The organism is Acinetobacter sp. ANC 4470, assembly GCF_002135335.1.
Taxonomy (GTDB): Bacteria; Pseudomonadota; Gammaproteobacteria; order Pseudomonadales; family Moraxellaceae; genus Acinetobacter.
The window spans coordinates 18,004-38,880 of sequence record NZ_NEGC01000007.1; the positions used below are offsets into that span (position 1 = coordinate 18,004).

Sequence of the window (20,877 nt, forward strand, 5' to 3'; positions counted from 1 at the left end):
CCATCACTCATCCCAATATGATTTATACGTATTTCACCAACATTAATCTAAATGTTTATTTTTTATGAAATAGTCATTTATAAATAGCATAAAATACTTTAAAAAACGATCATTTATTCACTATTCTTTCATCTTGAGTCTCTGCTGATTGATCTACTGAATAATCATATTCTATCTGATCCGTTGGCTGCTTCGGTTTAGCAAATACAAATTTATATGCACTGATAAAGAAGCCTGCTGTAATTCCGGCAATTACAATCGGTGCTATAAATTTATTGGGTTCTTTTTTTGACATCACCATTTCCTCATTGAGCATAAAATCAAAGACCAACCACATAAATGTGATCGATCCCGAGTAAAATTTAAATCTTATTTCGGATCATCTTTAGGATGAAGATCAATATCTGCTTCAGCCTCTCCTGTAGAGCCAAAAGGTTTATTTAAGGGTTTATGTGCTGGATCTACATCTGCTTGTGTAGATGAGACATCTGCTCTTTGGTATTCATCTGCCACCACGCTTGAATCGACCTGTTCTGCCAAAGGAGCAACGTGTTCTTCTTGTTTAGAGGAATCATGTAGCGGATTTGGTTTGCAGGCTTGTTTTTTAGCGTTATCCATTAAATCCGAAAGTAAACGCTCCGCAGGTTGACGACCGCCTAAACCAAATGCTAAAGCAAATGCGACTGCAACTGCACCTAGCGTTAAACCAAATGCCAAATTAACAATGGAATCTGCAATACCCATGGCACGTAAGCCCATAGCCACCACTAAGCCCATAATCAGTATGCGCACTAAATTGGCTAACCAGCGTGAACTATTATATTCACCGCGCCCAATAACTTTCGCCACCATATTGGCAAGCCAAAAACCGACCAATAAAATAACTGCACCCAATAGAATATTGGCACCGAATTGGATAAACATGGAAATCAGTCCACTGACTTGTTCAAAGCCCAGTCGGTTTGCCGCTTCAGAAACTGCAAACAGCATGGTAAAGAAGACAATCAAGTAACCGACCATGCAAGACACTTTAGTGGTACCTAAAAAGCGCTGTACATCTAACTTAGCGGGTATTTCATCGACACCGGTTCCAGAGATCACTTCGACCACCAGATTGGCGACAAAACGTGAAACCACATAAGCCAAAATTAAAATTAGTCCTGCCGCAATAATATGCGGTATTGCATTCATAATTTCATACAACATCGCTGTAGCGGGTTGTGAAATTGCTTCAATGCCTAAGGTTTCAAACGCAATAATCAACGCGGTAATAATGATCATTGCAAAGACAAATGAACCGAGCACTTGCGGCAAATTGGAGTTTTTAAATAGACCAATTTTCTGTGCTTGTTGTTGTAAATTTAAACTACTCACTAAGCCTTCAATAATACCGCGTACAATTTTTGCCAAGATATAACCCACAAAAACAATAACAGCAGCAATAAAAATATTAGGTAAGAATGAAACCATTTCACCCAGCATATTTTGGATTGGGAACAACAATCCGTTTAAGCCCAAAATAGACAAAACAATCGGTAGGAACAACAACAAAATAAGCCAATACACAATATCGCTAATATTTTGGCTAATTGGACTGACGCCAGCATCAGCACTGAGTTTTTCATCTAGCTGTGTTCGATCGAGTAACTTTTGCAAGCCAACTTTGACCAAATTCGCCAAAATCCAACCAATCAACCCAACAACCAAAGCAGCTAAAAGCTGAGGAATAAAGAGCAAAAATTGTTGAAGCATATTACTAAATGGACCACTGACCCCAGTGAGATTCAGGACATTCAATGCACCAATAACAGCAATGATCATCACGAGCCAAAAGACCACACGTGAAACAATACTTTCTACATTTGAACGATGCCCAGTGGCCGTTGAAAGCTTTTGGTTTGTTCCCAGTTTCTCTAAAACCTTCTTTACACCTGCTGTAATAACAAGTGCAATAATCCAACCAATCAATAAAATAGCAACAGCTGCTAGAATGGGATGAAATTGATTCCAATAGTACATGGCATCAAACTCTGTACCTCTAGCGCCTCCAGAAAAATATTCATTCATGTTGTCACGTCCTCTTATTATTACTTATTAAAGTTTTACTGTGCATCAATCATGTAGTTCTCTTGATTGAACTCAACCTAAAATAATACAATTCAAAACACATTAGGTTTTGAATGTTTTTTAATCAACACTAACCATCACAAATACAACAAAATGGTACATTAGATTGCAAAAAGCCCTAGTCTTTGCAGATTAGGGCTTTAATAAAAAGATAAATAAGTTGCCAGTAAGTTAATAGCCTGTTGCTGTACCCTTATCGGTAGCAATGGCTTCATCATCGGACGTACCTGTAGTCGTATTATTCGGTGTTGCCGGTTGAGCAGAAGGATTAGGATGTCCCGGAGGTGCATCACTGGCATCGGGTTTTCTATCTGCAAACATATAGGCAAGTAATGCAATAAAGAAAATACCGATAAGAATTAAAATATATACAGGCACTCTTTTCTTATGCGTTTTTTCTTCTGCACTAATGATATGGGGCGGTTTATTAAAATCATGAGTCATCAGTTTTCCCCTCTATTTTTAATATTCTCTTCCATATTTTTATGCTAACAATAATTATTACTTTGTTTTGTATAAAAGCATAGTGAGATGGTGAATACATGTAATTTTTTAGCATTTAGGAGAGAAGATAAACCCTACTCGCATTTAAAAACCATATTAAAAAATACTTTTAGACTCTGTTCTCAGAAAAATAAATCAAGGAAAGGCTGATTTTTTATAAGGAATAAAGATGAATAATGCTTTTGCTGCTGAAAAAGCTAAAATGAGCTATAATTATGCACCTTGTTTTTCATGCTGCTTAACTTTATGGCGTATCGTCAACAATCTGTAACGCTTGATTTGGACACTGATGTCACTCATCAATGTTGCTTGCATTACACTCGTGATGAACATCTAATTGGTATTATTGAATTTAACAAACCAAGCTATGTACTTAAATGGGGTGACATAGAATATTTACGCCGCCGTACTGAAGAATTTTCAGTGATGCCTTTTCCCGAATGCATTAATGCAATGGTAATTGATATTCGTAATATCGCACCCTTTTTAGACAATGAGGTACCCATTATTCCTTGGCGCTTATTAGAAGAAGAATGTCCAATTCGTTTGGTGGTTCCACAAGATCGTCTTGAACATTATTCAGGACTATTTGAACCAACATGGCTTACAGCCGATGTCGAAACGGCAATTCAAGAAATTCGTGAATATATCGATATGTTCGTGCATTAAAAGTAAATAAAAAATCCCTCATTATTAGAGGGATTTTTTTGGTTAAAATTTTACCAATAATTTTCAACAGAAATATTACCTTCACCACGTCGGTTCATAATTAAACCGCGAGCTTTCAAGGCTTCTTTGGTATCTTCCACCATTTGCGGATTACCACACAGCATCACATGACTGCTTTCTATATTTAACTCTAATCCGACTGCTTTTTCTAATTCACCATTTTCAATCAGCACAGGTAAGCGGTCATGTAGTTGTGCATCGGGATCACGGGTGATAATCGGCACAAATTTAAAGCCGCTATGCCCTTCACCAAAAGTTGCTGCAATTTCCTCAATACGTGTTGCATAAGCCAGTTCGGATGCAGTACGGACACTATAAACCAAATTGATTTTTTTATATTTTGACCACGTGTCAAAGTCTTGCAGCATTGAAATAAAAGGCGCTAAGCCTGTACCTGTCGCCAACAACCATAAATCATGCGGTAAAGGCAATTGATAACGCGCCAGTGTTAAAAATCCATATGGAATTTTTTCTAAGTACAGTTCATCGCCAACCTGTAAGTGTTGCAAATTCGAGGTGAATGCACCATCAGGCACTACAATTGAAAAGAATTCCAAGGTTTCATCGAAAGGTGATGACACCACTGAATAAGCACGAACCACCAATTCGTCTCCCACTTTTAAACCAATACGCGCAAACTGCCCTGCGGTAAATTTAAAATGTGCAGGTCGTGTCATGGTAAAACTGAATAAGGTATTGGTCCAACGATGTACAGATAAGACTTTTTCTAAGCTAAATTTTTCAATTGACATGATTTCAACGTGGCATGAAAGACTGCGCTCATGGTAGCATGCCAACATAATTTATTAATATTTTTTAAATGTTAAGGCTCTATTCATGCGCATGACTTTACGCCAGTTGGCTGTTTTTGTAGCAGTCGCCCAAGAAGGCACAGTAACCAAAGCCAGTGATGCCGTAAGACTCACTCAAAGTGCTGCAAGTATGGCTTTAGCAGACTTAGAAGATGGTTTAGGTGCTCCGCTGTTTGACCGTTTGGGTAAGCGTCTACAACTCAATGACTTAGGACGTTTTCTACTGCCACAAGCGTTAGAAATTTTAGGCCGTTGTGATGCTTTTGAACAAGCAGCTAAAGGCGAGTTACAAAGCATTGACTTAAGATTGGGTGCAACGCTGACCATCAGTGATTACCTAATGCCTGATCTGATGGCTGACTTCTTACAGGTTCAACCACAAGCACATTTACAACTTCAAGTCGGCAATACTCGCCAAATGATTGAAGCGGTGAATCAATTCCAGTTGGATTTAGCACTGATTGAAGGTTCATGCCATTTACCTCAGTTGCAATGTATTCACTGGCGCGATGATGAACTTGCGGTGTGTTGTTCACCCAATCATCCACTGGCACAACTCGGACGTCCACTGACCCCTGCTGACTTTGAATCTGTGGCTATACAGTGGATTTTACGTGAAGAAGGTTCAGGTACGCGTGAAGTTTTTGATAATGCGATTCTGAAAGATTTACCCGATGCCAATATCCGTTTAACCCTTGGTCATAATGAAGCGATTCTAAAAATTGTCGCGGGTGGCATTGGCATGTCCTGTATTTCTAAACTTGCCATTGAACCTTTACTTGAAAAAGGTCAATTGGTTATTTTAGAAACGCCTTTTTGGCAGTTAGCTCGTCCTTTATTTATGTTAGTGCATCGCCAAAAATACCAAGGCCCGGGTTTAAAAGCCTTTATGAAATTCTGTGAAAAATAAAAATTTTTGATTTAAAGAAAGCGCCTAGATGGCGCTTTTTTAGCGTCTAAATTGGCGCTCGCAAGGTTCTCCATCATTATTACCATCCATTTGAGTTCCCGGACAGTTTCTTAAAAAAAATACAGCTTCTTCATAAGAACGCATTTGTGAACAATGAATACGTCCATCACACTTAAATTGTGATGTTGTTACTTGAGCTTGAGTATTTTCTGCACCGTTTATTACTTCAGCTCTCAATGATTGACTAGATGTGTTGTCTAGATGCCTTTGACCTTGTTCTGAAAGTACTCGATCTGGTAAATCTCCCAAAGCTTTACGCTGCTGTTCCACAATCTGCGCCTGTTGTTGCATGAGTTGTTGCGCTTTCAATTGCTGGGCCTGTCTATAATCTTGATATTTGTAATAAACCAACATTGCTAGAACAGCGATAATAATTAACCCAACAATCGTGAAAATACGACCTTTAGGGCTACGTTCATGAAAACGAGGAGAAGCGCTGTTATTACGATAAGAGCTTTGTTGTGGATGAGCTTCCAAATCTGCTGTGTTCTGTTTCAAATCTAAACGAACAATCTGATCAGCTTTTAATTTGCCATTATCTTCAACAATACGAAACTTTAAGTTCTCGCCTATTTTAGGTTCGACACTTTTATTGGGAAAATCCTTGATATGAAAAAATAAATCTTTCGACTCCCCTTGAATGCTAATAAATCCAAAGCCACGCTCTGTGATGTAGCTTTTAATTTTTCCCTCAGTAAACATATTAATCTCTTATTCTTTAAATCTTATGCCGATAATTATAATAAAAAAAGCACCTTACGGCGCTTTTTTTTATTTGGTGTAGAACCAAATTAATCTAGATTAAAATGCAACTCTACTGATCAAAGCAATCAGCGTAAAAATTTGGATAACAAATCAGTTGTGATCGACTCATTGTGTTCAAGGATCTTTTTTTGCTTGGTTTTCGCAGGATTAGGATCTAATCGCTCGACACGGGTTGCTTTGAGTTTATCGCCATTCTCTTCAATGATAAATTTTACTTTTTCATTTCTTTTTGGCTCAACTTCAAGTGCTGCCGGAAAATCTGAAACGTGAAAAAATACATCTTCACCCGCCATTGAAATAAAACCAAATCCCTTTTCAGGATTGTATGTCATTACTTTTCCGTATTGAAATTCTAACTTCATTAGCTTTGCTCTACTTTGTAAACGCTATCATCAGTATATTGAAAAAGAGGCTATAAAGCCTCCTTTCTGATCAAATTCAAAAATTAATCTTTTTGCACTGAACCAAAAATTTTATCACCCGCATCACCCAGACCCGGAACGATATAACCATGTTCATTCAAACCCTCATCAATGGATGCAGTAAAGATGATGACATCTGGATGTGCTGTTTCAACACGTTTAATACCTTCAGGTGCAGCAACCAATACCATCACACGAATATCTTTACAGCCACTTGCTTTTAATACATCAATCGCGGCAACCAGTGATGAACCTGTGGCTAACATTGGATCGATAATCATCGCAAGACGGTTTTGCACATCTGGAACTAATTTTTTATAGTATGTACGTGCTTCTAAGGTTTTTTCGTCACGCTCTAGCCCCAATACAGATACTTTGGCACTTGGAATCAAGTTTAAAAAACCATCTAACATCCCAATACCGGCACGTAGAATTGGCACAACAGTAATTTTTTTACCCACAATACGGTCTACAGTCACTGTACCATTCCAACCATCAATTTCATGGTCACAGACCGGTAAATCTTTGGTGGCTTCATACGTTAGAAGCATGGTGACTTCTTGAGCTAATTCGCGGAAGTTTTTTGTACTAATCTCTGCACGGCGTAGTAAACCAAGTTTATGTCGAATAAGCGGATGTCGGATTTCATGAATAGCCATGGGAGAACACCTAGAAGATGAAATAAAATTTATCCTATTATAAATGTTTTTTATCGTGCTTATAAACCAAAAAGCCCCCTAAGTAAGGAGGCTTTTTAATAAATAATCGTTTTTTTGAATTACTGTTGCTGAGACAGCATGAAATGCAGTGGAGATAAAATCTCTGCTTGAAGCGCTAATTTGATGATTGGATCTGGATAAATACCGATCACCAATACAGCCAATGCAGCAGCAAGTACCATAATACCACCCACTTTCTGACCCCAATGTTTATCAGCATCAATACGTGGTGTTTCTGGTGCGGTCATGTACATCACCACCATTACACGAAGGTAATAGTACAAACCGATACCAGAACCAACAACGATCATTGCAGCAAGGAACCAATGTTGCGTTGTGACAGCAGCCATTACCACCAAGAACTTACCAATGAAGCCCGCAGTCAATGGAATACCTGCAAGAGACAACATCATCACAGTCAACGTTGCGGTAAGTACTGGACGACGCCAGAACAAACCACGGTAATCCGCTAAGCTTTGTGCCTCATCCACATTGTTATATGGACTCGACATTAAGGCTACAGCACCGAAAGCACCGATAGTTGTAAGTACATAAGTAATCACATACACCGTTACATTACCAAGACTTGCATAAGTCATGCTGATTAAACCAATCAACAAATAACCAAAGTGTGCAATTGAAGAGTAACCCAAAATACGTTTTAAGTTGACTTGACGTACTGCAAGGAAGTTACCCACCAAGATTGAAAGCACCGCAAGAATCGTGATGATAGTGACGATGGAATCGACCAAGATTGCACCTGACGTTAATAAATAACGTACAAACAAACCAATGGTTGCTACTTTTGCAACCGTCGCAAGGAATGTTGCAATTGGCGCTGGTGCACCAGCATAAACATCTGGTGTCCATTTATGGAATGGCGCAAGAGATAATTTAAATGCCACAGCACAGATGATTAAGCCTAAACCTAGAATCACCATTGGTTGTTGAATCGCTTGCATTAACGCTTGAACATTGTCATAGAAAGACAAAGAACCCGTATAAGCATAGATATATGCCATGCCCATCAACAACATCGCTGAAGCAGTAGCTGAAAGAACAAGGTATTTAATACCCGCTTCTAAAGATTGTGAACGTTGATGCGTATATGCCAACAAACCGTATACAGGAATCGACATTAACTCAAGGCTAATGAAGAATGATGCATAGTGAGAGCTTGAAACCATTAACATCGCACCCGCAACAGAACACAACATTAAGATGTAAAGTTCTTCACGGTTATCTTTGTAGCTTTCAATATAAGCATGCGACAAAGTACAGCAAGCAAGTGCTGCAACTAAAATCACCAATTGATAAAGCATGCTAAATGGATCAACCATAAACATGCCCATCACGTGCGCTGGTGCAAATGCACCACCAAACATACCAATAAGGACATAAGCCGCAGCAAGGTTTAACCCCACCACAGATGCTGTTGCAATTAAATCGTGGTTACGTTTAATTGAAGTGAGAATCATCACAACGATCGCAGTTAAAGCCACGATCATCACAGGAGCTAATGGCATAAGCTCAGAAAATGACATTGTGAAGTTCATGGCTTATTGGATCTCCACATTTTCGAGTTGAGTGGTTGCTTGTTGTACAACCTCAACTGTCTCTTGAACTGGAATATAGCTATTTGCCAACCACACCATGCTTGAATTTGAAATATCAAGGAAGCTTTGTGGGAAGATACCAAGCCAGAGTAGACCAAAAGCACAAATGAGCAAAATAACAATTTCACGTGCATTTAAGTCTTTCAATGGATTTGTATAATGCTGTTTTTGCTCTTCATTTGGCGTACCAAACAATGCTTTGTGAATTAGGATTAAGCCATAAAGACCTGCTAATACTAAGCTGATTGCAGCCAAAATTGTAAAGATTGGGAATTTACCGAATGAACCCATCAAAATAAGGAATTCACCAATAAAGTTACCTAAGCCTGGAATACCAACAAGCGCAGCGACAAAGAACATGAGGAAGAATGAAAGGTATTGGAATTGACCACGAATACCGCCCATTTGACGTAAGTCACGTGTATGTAAACGTTCATACACTTGACCACACATAATGAACAATGCAGCAGAGGATAAACCATGTGCCAACATCATAATCATTAAGCCTTGGAACGTCAGAATATTACCTGCGTAAAGCGCAAGTAAAACAAAGCCCATGTGCGAAATAGAAGTGTAAGCAAGTAAGCGTTTCATATCGGTTTGCTGGAAAGCACACCAAGCACCGTAGAAAACACCAATTAAACCCAAAATAACCGCGATGTCTGCAAATTGTGCAGAAGCCGCTGGGAAGAACGGGATAACAAAACGTAGTAAACCGTATGCAGCGGTCTTAATCAAAATACCCGCCAAGTCAACAGAACCTGCTGTTGGTGCTTGAGCGTGCGCATCTGGTAACCAGCCATGCAATGGGAACACTGGAAGTTTCACAGCGAAACCAATGAACATACACAGCATCAAGGCATACGCCACTGATGGTAATTGTGCATCAAGCGTATTCGCTACACCTAACAAGTGGTTGTAATCGAATCCAATCATGCCTGTCATCATGTAACCGTAAACCACAAGGCCTAGGATACCGATCAGCATGATTAAACCAGCGACTTGGGTATAGATGAAGAATTTGGTTGCAGCATAAACACGAGATTTACCATCTGCACCTTTATGACCCCAAAGTGCAATCAAGAAATAGATTGGAACCAGCATCATCTCCCAGAAGAAGAAGAACAAGAACAAATCAATCGCTAAGAATACACCGATCACACCACCTAACGACCATAAAAGGTTCAGGTGGAAGAAGCCAACATTCTTTTGAATTTCACCCCATGAACAGCCAACTGCAAGTACACCCAGTAATGCAGTTAAACCAACCATAAGTAATGAAAGACCATCCACCGCTAAGTGAATATTAATGCCGAGGGTTTGAATCCAAGGCAACATGAATTCGGCAGACCAAGTCGGAACTTTAGCGCCTAATTCATACGTAAATGTACCTGTTTGCCAAAGTACAACGGTTAAGCCCAAAGTAATGAGCATACCGAATAATGCAATATAGCGTGGCAAAGACTGGTCAAATTTATCAACCAGCCAGCAAATAAAACCTGCAATGAACGGTACAAGGATCAGCGCGGGTAAAATCCAATTGTTTGTGATTTCCATCTTATTTCCCCACGACCTGAATCACGATCAAGATCATCAGTAATACTACGACACCAAGTGACATACTTGATGCGTATTCACGTAATGAACCTGTTTGACGCGAACTTGTGAAGCTATGACCACTTTTAACAATGGCAGGAAGCACTAACCACAAACTATCAATCGGGTCACGACCTAGAATTTTTGCAATCAGCAAATATGGTTTCACAAATACGATGTTATACAAAGCATCGAAACCAAGTGCATTACGGCAGATATTGACCAGACCAGCGCCAAATGAAGTTTGAGCAAAACCTTTCACTGCATTATAAGCAAATACAAATAAGATCACGCCAACCACAAGACCAACTAGTGCAATACCGACTGCTGTGTATTCAGCGCTGTGCATACCATGAACTAGATGTTCTTCAACCGCAAATGCTGGAATTTTTGCAGCATTTAAAATTGATTCTACTGGTGCTTTTAAGAAGTAAGCTAAACCAGTTGAAAGCACTGCTAAAACAGCCAAAGGAGCCCAATAGGTTGCGCCTTTAATTTCATGATATGGCGTCTTTTCTTGACCAAAGAATACAACCCAAATTAAACGGAATGTATAAATTGAGGTTAAGAATGCACCAGCAACACCTGTCCAGTACAAGCAATCATAAACAGCGATTGACTGACCTTGAACCCATACTGCACCCAAAATCGCATCTTTTGAGAAGAAGCCGATGGTTAAGAATGGAATCGCAGCCAATGCACCGCCACCAATGGCAAAGCAGGCAAACAAGAATTTATTATGTTTGAACAAGCCACCCATTTTGAAGATGTTTTGTTCATGGTGGTAAGCCATGATCACCGCACCAGAAGACAAGAATAATAATGCCTTGAAGAATGCATGTGAAAGCATGTGGAACAAACCTGCTTGGTATGCTTCCGCGCCCACAGCCATAAACATATAACCGAGCTGACTCATGGTTGAGTAAGCCAAAATACGTTTAATATCTGTTTGAACCAATGCAGCAAAACCAGCCACAATTAACGTTACCGCACCCGTGATCGAGATAAACATCATCACTTCAGGGGTCATTTCCAACACAGCGAACATACGGCAGCACAGGTAAATACCCGCAGTTACCATTGTTGCAGCATGGATCAATGCAGAAACAGGTGTAGGACCTGCCATTGCATCGGCAAGCCATGTTTGTAATGGGATTTGAGCAGATTTACCCGCAGCACCCAAGAACAACATTAAAGATGTCCAGATTGCCAGTGAATGATCACCCGCTAATACTTGAGATGCATTGGCAACGATTGTCCCAATATGCAAAGTACCAAATTGTTGGTAAAGCAAGAACAATGCAATCAGCAAGAATACGTCACCGATACGCGTTACGGTAAAGGCTTTGATTGCTGCAAAACCATTTTCAGGTTTTTGGTAGTAGTAACCAATCAACAAATATGAACACAGACCTACGCCTTCCCAACCCAAGAACAATAACGCTAAGTTATCGCCCAATACCAATAGCAACATGCTTGCTACGAATAGGTTGAAATAAGAGAAGAAACGCGCAAAGTCTTCATCAGCGTGCATATACCATGATGCAAAGATGTGGATGAGGAAACCAACCCCCGTCACCATACCCATCATGAGTAATGATAAACCATCTAAATGTAAGCTCATGCCTGGTGCAAAACCACCAACACTGAACCAAGTCCAAAGATATTGAACTTGTGCAACCGAACCATTATTTACAAAGCTTATGCCAGCAATCAGTGCAAATAGCGCAGATAAACCGACTGACCCTACCCCAATAATGGCTGCAATATTTTCAGGAAGTTTATTACGCCCTGCCGCTAAAAGGATAAAACCAATGAGCGGGAATAATACTGTTAAATATAAATAACTCATCCGCGCATCTCACTAGCAGCATCCACATCCAAATGATGAAAGCGATGGTAGAACTGAAGAACGATCGCAAGACCAATACATGCCTCAGCAGCAGCAAGGGTTAAAATCAAGATAAACATAATTTGTCCATCTGGTTGTAACCAAGCACTGCCCGCTAAAACAAACGCAAGTGCAGCTGCGTTCATCATCACTTCAAGGCTCATTAACATAAATAATAGGTTGCGTCGCACCATTACACCGTAAAAACCAAGTGCAAAAAGAATGGTTGCAACGATCAAACCATGTTCTAAAGGGATGTTGCCCATTATTCTTTTTCCTTTTCTGCACTTGGTTCACGTTTGCCTAAATGGAAGCCTGCAACAAGGGCTGCAAGCAATAACATCGCGGCAACTTCTACCAAGAGTACATAGTGAGTAAAGAGCGCTTGACCAACTGCTTTAGGTCCAACAACGTCAGTGCCCATCACAGGACCAGCCGTGGTGTAATCTGAACCCAGCATCCATACCAGCACTAAGCCCATAAGGAAACTCATTAACGCTGGATACGCCCATGCAGATGAAGTGAGCCACTTACGTTCTTGCTCAACAGTATGTTGACCCAGATTCAGCATCATCACCACAAACACGAACAACACCATGATCGCGCCTGCATAAACAATAATTTCAAGCGCAGCAGCGAATGGTGCACCCACGATCATAAACATTCCCGCGACTGCAAGCAGTGACACGATCAAGCTCAGCAATGCATGTACAGGATTCGCATTGGTGACAACACGAACCGTAGAGATAATGGCCACAAGTGCCATCAAATAAAATGGCCACATCATGGTAATAAACTCCGTACGTCAACAGGCGCACTTTCACGTTGTGCTTGACCTTTCTCTTTACCTGTAACAGCCATACCCGCTACACGGTAAAAGTTATAGTCAGGATATTTACCAGGACCTGAAATGAGTAAGTGTTCTTTCTCATAAACTAAATCTTGACGAACGTATTCACCTAACTCGAAATCAGGTGTCATCTGAATTGCAGTCGTTGGACATGCTTCTTCGCACATACCGCAGAAAATACAACGCGAGAAGTTGATACGGAAAAACTCCGGATACCAACGACCATCTTCTTTTTCAGCTTTTTGTAAAGAGATACAACCGACAGGACATGCAACCGCACATAGGTTACATGCAACGCAGCGCTCTTCACCATCTGGATCACGAGTCAATACAATACGACCACGGAAACGCGGCGGAACAATTTGTTCAGCTGGCACTTCTGGATATAAAATGGTGTCACGTTTACGTGTCACGTGGCTAAAAACCATCCACAATGAACGTACAATTGACCCGAATCCAGCTAGAATTTTATACATTTTGTACTCCTTGCTGTCCTAGGCCTGATTCATCAGAATCACAGCACCAGTCACCAACAAGTTGACCAACGCCAATGGCAAACAAATCTTCCAACCAAAGTTCATCACTTGGTCATAACGTGGACGCATTAACGAACCACGAGCCAAGACAAACATCATTACAAAGAATGCTGTTTTAATAATGAACCAGAATACGGGTGGAATAAATGGAATTTCTAAGTTGAATGGTGCGAGCCATCCACCGAAGAATAAAGTAACGATCAGTGCCGAAATAAGAACCACGTTGACATATTCTGCAACGAAGAACATTCCCCATTTCATACCACCGTATTCAACATGATACCCTTCTGCCAATTCTTGTTCAGCTTCGGGTTGGTCAAATGGGTGACGATGCGTTACCGCAACACCTGCTACCACAAAGATGAGGAAACCTAAAAATTGAGGAATCACGAACCACACATCACGTTGTGCTTCTACAATTTCACGCATGTTGAATGAACCCGCAATTGCAACCACACCCATTAGTGAAATACCCAAGAACACTTCATAAGAAATGGTTTGCGCTGCAGAACGTAGACCACCCAATAACGCATATTTGTTATTAGACGCCCAACCACCAAACAGTACCGCATACACTGCAATCCCTGCCATTGCCATAAAGAACAATAAGCCAATGCTCATGTCCGCAACGCCAAGCGTTGGGCTTACAGGAATCACCATGAATGACAGTACCGCAGTTGCCATGGCAACTGCTGGTGCTAAACGGAAAGTGAGTTTGTCCGCAAACTTCGGTGTCCAATCTTCTTTAAACATGATTTTTAGCATGTCAGCAACGATTTGGAACATCCCCCCAGGACCAACACGGTTTGGACCGTAACGGTCTTGCCATAATGCCAGTAAACGACGTTCGACGAATGACATCAACGCAGCGACAAGCACCACCACAAGCAAGATCACAATCGCTTGAATAACCGAATAAGCGATTGGCCAGTTCTCAGCCCAAAGCGGTGTTTGACGTATAATTTCTTGATTCATGAATTACACTCCTACCGCGACTGATACAGGCTCTGCAAGTGAAACCGTTGGTGCAAGACCAATTGGATAACCAATATAACCTGTCGGTAAATATTCAATCACTTGAACTGGAAGGCTAATGGTTGCCTCACCTGCTTTCACAGTAATTTTTTGACCATTTTGTACATTTAAACGTGCAGCATCTTGTTCACCCACTGCAAACATCGCATTTGGAATACGAGATTCCATCGCGGGTGTTTTAATGGTGAATTCACCAGAAGCAAAGATGTGATGCATCGGTACTAAACGGAAGCTGTCTGCATTTGCAACAACAGGGATTGGGGCAACGAAAGTACGTGCAGGACGCTTTTTCAGACGGTCGAATAAACGAATGCCCGAATCACCACCTTTTAAGTGACCACCCACGTTGTCTTGGAATTTATTCCAAGCTTGTGGAGAGTTCCAACCCGCAGACCATGCAAATGGTACTAACGCTGCTGGTGTTTTATCGCCCACATAACCTTCCATAGAGAATGTTAATGCAGAATCGATATCGATTGGTTGTTTTGGCTCATGCACAGATAACGGCGCACGCATTGCAGTACGACCTGAATAACGACGTGGTTCACGCGCGATTTTCAGACCATGAATACGGTAGCCGGCATCTGGTGCGACATCTTGAATGCCTTCCAATGCTGGAACATTCTTGGCAATAGATTCAATCACGTCATCTAACAATGTCCAAGAAATGGCCTTACCTTTAAGACCTGTTTCAAGGGCATGCAACCAACGCCATGATTCTTTAATCGCATATTCTGGTTTGTGGTAGCTCGGATCATAGACTTGATAGAACCGTTGTGCACGGCCTTCTTGGCTGACTACAGTACCATCACCTTCGGCAAAACTTGCCGCAGAAAGTACCACAGAGGCCTTCTTCACCGTTTCAGTTTCAGCATGATCAAGCACGATCACATCTTTGCCTGAAAGCGCAGCGTCAATTTGAGCAGACGGCAGACGACGGTATAAGTCATTTTCAACCACGATGATGGCATCATAATCTTGCGCAAATGCTTGCTCTAAACTTTGACCACCGAAAATCGCTAAGCCCATTGAGTTCACTTCAGGAACAGTCAATGTCAAACCTGCATTTGCACCCAAGTTTTGCGCAACTTGCGCTGCCGCTTCCATGATCGCAGGATCTTGTAAGCTTGTACCCGAAATGATCAGCGGTTTTTTCGCAGCTTTTAATGTATCCGCAATGGTTTGCGCAAATGCTTTGGCATCTTCATCTAAACCAGTAATTGCTTCACCATTTACACCAGCAGCAATTGCAAAACCTAAACGTGCAATGTCGTTTGGAGAAGCAACCACTTCACCCGTTGCAACATCAGCAAGACGCGTTTGTGTTGCAGCCAAAATGTAAATCGGAGATTTTTCATCTTGAGCAATACGTTGTACTGGTTCAGCCAACCACTCTTGCGTACGACGCTCTGCTGCCATTTCTTTGGCTTTGTTTTTCGCAGCTTGGCGAACAGACAATGCCATACGTGGTGCAGTTTGAGTTAAGTCTTCACCTAAGATAAGTACCGCATCATAACTTTCAATTTCACGCATACTTGGGTTATAAACACCCTCGGTTTGCATGATAGATGCAGCCAACTCAACCAAGTTTTGCTCTTTCTGAGAAAGACCTGTAGAGAAGTTCTCGTGTCCCACCAACTCACGCAGCGCAAAGTTTGATTCTAAACTTGCACGTGGCGAGCCAATACCCAATACTTTTTTGTCTTGGATATTTGCAATCACGCTATCCAGTGCTTGATCAACTGAAACAGTTGCCACGTTTGCACCATCACGGAATTGTGGTTGACGCGGACGATCTGCACGGTTCACATAACCTGTGCCAAAGCGACCTTTATCACAAAGGAAGTATTGGTTCACGTCACCATTGAAACGGTTTTCGACACGGCGCAGTTCACCATAACGTTCACCCGGAGAAATATTACAACCTGAAGAACAGCCTTGGCATACGCTTGGCGCATACTGCATGTCCCACTTACGGTTATAACGTTCAGAGTGAGTTTTGTCGGTGAATACACCTGTTGGACAGACTTCAGTCAAGTTACCCGAGAATTCAGATTCTAAAGTGCCTGATTCTGGACGACCGAAGTAAACACGGGATGCACTCGCATATACGCCAAAGTCCGTTCCACCCGCATAGTCATTGTAATAACGAACACAACGGTAACATGCGATACAACGGTTCATTTCATGTGAAATGAATGAGCCTAGCTCTTGGTTGTAATGCGTACGTTTGGTAAAACGATAACGACGACGGTCATGCTGTGTCATCACGGTCATATCTTGTAAATGACAGTGACCACCCTCTTCACATACTGGACAGTCGTGTGGGTGATTGGTCATCAAGAATTCAACAATAGAGGCACGAAAATCTTTCGCTTCTTTGTCTTCAATCGAGATATAGGTATTGTCAGATGCAGGAGTCATACATGACATCACCAAACGTCCACGCGTATCATCAGCGTTTGCATATTGTGTGACAGCACATTGACGGCAAGAACCGACAGAACCTAAGGATGGATGCCAACAAAAATATGGGATGTCGATGCCCAGACTCAAACATGCTTGCAGCAAGTTTTCCGAGCCGTTGACTTCATACGATTTTCCATCGACATGAATTGTAGCCATAGTCGAATTCCTTAAGCTGGTTCTACGTGACTAACTTGAGCAGCAGCATTCACTACTTTTGCTTCAAATTCGCCGCGGAAATATTTGAGTGCACCCATGAGTGGTTCCATTGCACCTGGTGCGTGGGCACAGAAAGTTTTACCAATCCAAAGCTTACGAGTAAGCTCTTGTAAGTGATCGATATCTTCTTTCTTACCTGTACCATCTTCCAATGCTTTCAGTGCTTTAACCGCCCAAGGTAAACCATCACGACATGGGGTACAGAAACCGCATGACTCACGTGCAAAGAATTCTTCTAAGTTACGGGTTGCTGAAACCATACATTGAGTTTCATCCACAACCATCAACAAACAGGTGCCTAAACGTGAACCCGCCTTCATGATGCTTTCTGCATCCATAGGCAAATCAATGTGTTCAGCAGCCAAGAAGTCAGTCGATGCACCGCCTGGTAACCAAGCTTTAAGGGTTAAACCATCGCGCATACCGCCTGCATGGTCTTCAATCACTTCACGCGCAGTGGTACCAAATGGAAGCTCCCATAAACCGGGGAACTTCACTTTACCTGATGCACCGTAAATTTTAGTACCTGGATCTTTCGATTTACCCGCAGATAAACCGACATACCATTCAGGACCACGTAAAATAATGGCTGGTAAGTTATTGAAAGTCTCTACGTTATTGACAATCGTAGGACGTCCCCAAGCACCTGCAACTTGTGGAAACGGTGGTTTAGTCCGTGGATTTGCACGGCGACCTTCAAGCGAGTTAATCAATGCGGTTTCTTCACCACAAATATAACGACCCGCACCAGTATGTACGTGTAAATCAAAGTTCCAACCTGTACCTAAGATGTTTTCACCCAAGTAACCTTTGGCACGAATTTGCTCTAAAGCTTCATTCAAGAAACCAGCAGCTTCGATGTACTCACCACGGATGAAGATATAACCTTGCGTTGCTTCTAAGGTATAAGCAGCAATCAACATACCTTCGATCAATTGATGTGGAAGCTTTTCCATCAACAAACGATCTTTGAAAGTACCTGGTTCCATTTCATCAGCATTACAAATTAGGTAGCGAGGGCCACCGTCATTCGGTGCCATCAATGACCATTTAATCCCTGCTGGGAAACCTGCACCACCACGACCTTTTACCGTCGCAGCTTTAATGACATCAAGCACTTCAGCAGGTTTCAGTTCAATCGCCTTTTTAAAACCTGCATAACCTTCAAGTACTTCGTAATCATCAGCATTACGAACTTCGTCACGCTGACTCAAACGCCAAGTCAATGGATGAGTTTCTGGGTTACCGTCACCATAAATTGGTTTTGGTTCAGTATTCATACATACTTCTCCAATAACTGTTTAACTGAAGTCACTTCAACCAATCCATGAGTGTCTTCATCAATCATTAAGGTTGGACCTTTGTCACAGTTCCCTAAGCAGCAAATTGGCAGTAAAGTAAAACGACCATCCGCAGTCGTTTGACCAAACTGGACTCCAAGTTCGCGCTGGAATGCTTCTGCCAAAGTTTCCGCACCCATCAAGAAGCAAGCAATTGAGTCACAGAGTAAAATCACGTGACGACCAACAGGTTGGCGGTAAATACGGTTATAGAAAGTTGCAACACCTTCTAAATCAGCAACACTGATTGTCAAAAGCTGCGCAACTGCATTCATCTGTGCGTCATCTACCCAGCCATTACGGCGTTGTACGCACTTTAAAGCATCCAGTGATGCTGCACGTGGGTATGGATAGTGACCAATGTGATGTTCAATTTCGTGGATTTCATCCGCAGTCAAAATCCCTTCAACATTCACACGTGGCTTTTTATCAGTCAAAATCATCATAATGCGTTTCCCCTAGCGATCCACGTCAGCCATTACGACGTCAATTGTCGCTAAATAAATGATTAAGTCAGACATTAAGCTGCCATTAATCACAGAAGGCATTTGCTGTAAGTGCGTGAAAGTTGGTGTACGAATACGAGTACGGTAACTCATGGTTGACTTATCTGAAGTCAAGTAGTAGTTCGATGCACCTTTCACCACTTCTGCCATAACAGAAGCCTCACCTGCAGGCATCACAGGACCCCATGACACGCTCAAAAAGTGCGTAATCAAAGTTTCAATATCTTGTAATGTCTTATCTTTTGGCGGTGGAACAGCCAATGGATGATCTGCTTTATATGGACCAGAAGGCATGTTATCCAAGCACTGTTTAACAATCTTTAATGATTCATTAATTTCATGGAAATGCACCATCACACGAGCGTAAGCATCACCTTCGTACTCTAAAGGCACTTCAAAGTCGTAATTTTCATAACCACTATAAGGACGGTATTTACGTACATCGAAGTCAATACCTGTCGCGCGTAGACCTGTACCTGTTACACCCCAAGCCAATGCAGATTTTGCATCGTATTGCGCAACATTACGGGTACGACCAATAAATACTGAGTTGCGTAGCGCAGCTGTGTAGTATTCATTCATACGCCTAGGCATCCATTCGAGAATTTCACGAATGAGATGTTGCCAGTTGTTTGGAAGGTCGTGTGCAGTACCGCCAATACGGAACCATGCTGGATGCATACGGTAGCCTGTAATGGCTTCAATCGCATCATAGATCTTTTGACGATCGGCAAACATATAGAAGACTGGTGTCATACCGCCGGCATCTTGAATCGCAGTACCAATGAACAACAAGTGGTTATTGATACGGAACAATTCAGACATCATGACACGGATACATTGTGCACGGTCAGGAACAGTAATTCCCGCCATTTGCTCCACACCCATCACATAAGGCATGTTTTGCGCACAACCACCCAAGTAGTCGACACGGTCGGTATAAGGAATGAATGAATGCCAAGTTTGACGTTCAGCCATCTTTTCCACACCACGATGGTGATAACCGATATCAGGCACACAATCTTTTACTTCTTCACCATCAAGCTGAAGAATGATACGGAATGCACCATGCGCAGATGGATGGTTCGGACCTAAGTTCAAGAACATGAAATCTTCATCGGCATTACCGCGTGATAGACCCCAGTCTTCTGGAACAAAACGTAAGTGTTCTTGTTCGAAATCTTGCTTCGCTTGGTTCTGCATATACGGCGTATATTCAGTGGCACGTGCAGAGTATTCTTTACGCAGTGGATGACCTTCCCAATAGGTTGGCAACAAAATACGACGGAGCATTGGATGCCCTTCGAAATTGATCCCGAACATATCGTAAGCTTCACGTTCGTACCAGTTGGCATTTGGCCAAATGTTGGTTGCTGTTTGAATATTGAGATCACTCTCACTCAATGCAACTTTAATACGAATATCACTGTTACGCTCTAGCGACAACAAATGATAAAACACGGTGAAGTCTGACGCAGGCAAACCGTCACGATAGGTACGTAAACGTTCATCTACCGCAGACAAGTCGAATAACATCACGTATGGACGTGATACCGTACGCAAGAACATTAAAACATCTTGTACACGCGCGCGCTCAACCCAGACCGTTGGAAAATCTTCAAAAGTCGCTTGCACATAGAAGTTCTCACCAAATTTGGCTTTGAGCTCTTCTACAATTGCAAATGCTGGGCGTGAATCAACTGGAGTTGACTCTGGCATAGCAATGTCAGTTTCAGCCATTGGCTTGGCTTCCTATTTAATACAAATTCAGTCA

General features: G+C 41.7%; 20 protein-coding genes. 2 read left to right on the plus strand and 18 right to left on the minus strand.

Annotated features, from left to right (window positions below):
* Positions 1 to 109: 109 nt before the first annotated feature.
* From B9T25_RS11070 to B9T25_RS11080, 3 genes are all read right to left on the minus strand, one after another.
* On the minus strand, positions 110 to 295 hold the full coding sequence (locus B9T25_RS11070) for a hypothetical protein (RefSeq protein ID WP_086188583.1): 186 nt from the start codon (positions 293 to 295) through the stop codon (positions 110 to 112).
* Between the two features lie 74 nt (positions 296 to 369).
* The gene (locus B9T25_RS11075) at positions 370 to 2,067 is read right to left on the minus strand and encodes a mechanosensitive ion channel (RefSeq protein ID WP_086188484.1); all 1,698 of its coding nucleotides are present in this window, start codon (positions 2,065 to 2,067) and stop codon (positions 370 to 372) included.
* A 231-nt stretch (positions 2,068 to 2,298) separates the two neighbouring features.
* Complete coding sequence (locus B9T25_RS11080) at positions 2,299 to 2,571, minus strand: hypothetical protein (RefSeq protein WP_086188485.1); 273 nt, start codon at positions 2,569 to 2,571, stop codon at positions 2,299 to 2,301.
* Positions 2,572 to 2,877: 306 nt separating this feature from the next.
* On the opposite strand from B9T25_RS11080, the gene B9T25_RS11085 reads away from it, so the two are divergent.
* Positions 2,878 to 3,300 (plus strand): hypothetical protein, encoded by a 423-nt coding sequence (locus tag B9T25_RS11085; protein WP_086188584.1) that lies wholly within the window; start codon positions 2,878 to 2,880, stop codon positions 3,298 to 3,300.
* Between the two features lie 50 nt (positions 3,301 to 3,350).
* Here B9T25_RS11085 and B9T25_RS11090 read toward each other — a convergent pair whose 3' ends face one another.
* A complete protein-coding gene (locus B9T25_RS11090; protein ID WP_086188486.1) occupies positions 3,351 to 4,112 on the minus strand; it encodes a ferredoxin--NADP reductase in 762 nt (253 codons plus the stop codon).
* 85 nt (positions 4,113 to 4,197) lie between these two features.
* Between B9T25_RS11090 and gigC the strand changes: the two genes are divergently transcribed.
* Complete coding sequence (gene gigC, locus B9T25_RS11095) at positions 4,198 to 5,082, plus strand: LysR family transcriptional regulator GigC (protein ID WP_086188487.1); 885 nt, start codon at positions 4,198 to 4,200, stop codon at positions 5,080 to 5,082.
* Between the two features lie 39 nt (positions 5,083 to 5,121).
* Here the strand turns inward: gigC and B9T25_RS11100 are convergent, their stop codons facing one another.
* The 14 genes from B9T25_RS11100 to nuoC form a co-directional block, all read right to left on the minus strand.
* A complete protein-coding gene (locus B9T25_RS11100) occupies positions 5,122 to 5,844 on the minus strand; it encodes a cold shock domain-containing protein (RefSeq protein ID WP_086188488.1) in 723 nt (240 codons plus the stop codon).
* 128 nt (positions 5,845 to 5,972) lie between these two features.
* Positions 5,973 to 6,269, minus strand: coding sequence for a cold shock domain-containing protein (locus tag B9T25_RS11105; protein WP_086188489.1), 297 nt, complete (start codon positions 6,267 to 6,269; stop codon positions 5,973 to 5,975).
* 83 nt (positions 6,270 to 6,352) lie between these two features.
* Positions 6,353 to 6,988: a uracil phosphoribosyltransferase gene (gene upp, locus B9T25_RS11110; RefSeq protein ID WP_086188490.1), complete on the minus strand. Its 636-nt coding sequence runs from the start codon at positions 6,986 to 6,988 to the stop codon at positions 6,353 to 6,355.
* 119 nt (positions 6,989 to 7,107) lie between these two features.
* Complete coding sequence (gene nuoN, locus B9T25_RS11115) at positions 7,108 to 8,604, minus strand: NADH-quinone oxidoreductase subunit NuoN (RefSeq protein WP_086188491.1); 1,497 nt, start codon at positions 8,602 to 8,604, stop codon at positions 7,108 to 7,110.
* Between the two features lie 3 nt (positions 8,605 to 8,607).
* Positions 8,608 to 10,215 (minus strand): NADH-quinone oxidoreductase subunit M, encoded by a 1,608-nt coding sequence (gene nuoM, locus B9T25_RS11120; RefSeq protein WP_171262771.1) that lies wholly within the window; start codon positions 10,213 to 10,215, stop codon positions 8,608 to 8,610.
* A 7-nt stretch (positions 10,216 to 10,222) separates the two neighbouring features.
* Entirely contained in the window at positions 10,223 to 12,112 is a 1,890-nt protein-coding gene (nuoL, locus tag B9T25_RS11125) for an NADH-quinone oxidoreductase subunit L (protein WP_086188493.1), read from the minus strand.
* A complete protein-coding gene (nuoK, locus tag B9T25_RS11130) occupies positions 12,109 to 12,417 on the minus strand; it encodes an NADH-quinone oxidoreductase subunit NuoK (RefSeq protein WP_067726428.1) in 309 nt (102 codons plus the stop codon). The genes nuoL and nuoK overlap by 4 nt, the downstream gene beginning before the upstream one ends.
* Entirely contained in the window at positions 12,417 to 12,935 is a 519-nt protein-coding gene (gene nuoJ / locus B9T25_RS11135) for an NADH-quinone oxidoreductase subunit J (RefSeq protein ID WP_171262772.1), read from the minus strand. Before nuoJ ends, nuoK begins: the two co-directional genes overlap by 1 nt.
* A complete protein-coding gene (gene nuoI, locus B9T25_RS11140) occupies positions 12,935 to 13,477 on the minus strand; it encodes an NADH-quinone oxidoreductase subunit NuoI (protein WP_086188495.1) in 543 nt (180 codons plus the stop codon). The genes nuoJ and nuoI overlap by 1 nt, the downstream gene beginning before the upstream one ends.
* 18 nt (positions 13,478 to 13,495) lie before the next feature.
* Positions 13,496 to 14,512 (minus strand): NADH-quinone oxidoreductase subunit NuoH, encoded by a 1,017-nt coding sequence (gene nuoH / locus B9T25_RS11145; RefSeq protein ID WP_004651037.1) that lies wholly within the window; start codon positions 14,510 to 14,512, stop codon positions 13,496 to 13,498.
* Between the two features lie 3 nt (positions 14,513 to 14,515).
* On the minus strand, positions 14,516 to 17,197 hold the full coding sequence (gene nuoG / locus B9T25_RS11150; protein ID WP_086188496.1) for an NADH-quinone oxidoreductase subunit NuoG: 2,682 nt from the start codon (positions 17,195 to 17,197) through the stop codon (positions 14,516 to 14,518).
* A gap of 11 nt (positions 17,198 to 17,208) precedes the next feature.
* Positions 17,209 to 18,537: an NADH-quinone oxidoreductase subunit NuoF gene (gene nuoF / locus B9T25_RS11155; RefSeq protein WP_086188497.1), complete on the minus strand. Its 1,329-nt coding sequence runs from the start codon at positions 18,535 to 18,537 to the stop codon at positions 17,209 to 17,211.
* Complete coding sequence (gene nuoE, locus B9T25_RS11160) at positions 18,534 to 19,043, minus strand: NADH-quinone oxidoreductase subunit NuoE (RefSeq protein WP_086188498.1); 510 nt, start codon at positions 19,041 to 19,043, stop codon at positions 18,534 to 18,536. The genes nuoF and nuoE overlap by 4 nt, the downstream gene beginning before the upstream one ends.
* Before the next feature lie 12 nt (positions 19,044 to 19,055).
* Positions 19,056 to 20,843, minus strand: a complete 1,788-nt coding sequence (gene nuoC, locus B9T25_RS11165; protein WP_086188499.1) for an NADH-quinone oxidoreductase subunit C/D — start codon at positions 20,841 to 20,843, stop codon at positions 19,056 to 19,058.
* Positions 20,844 to 20,877: the final 34 nt, after the last annotated feature.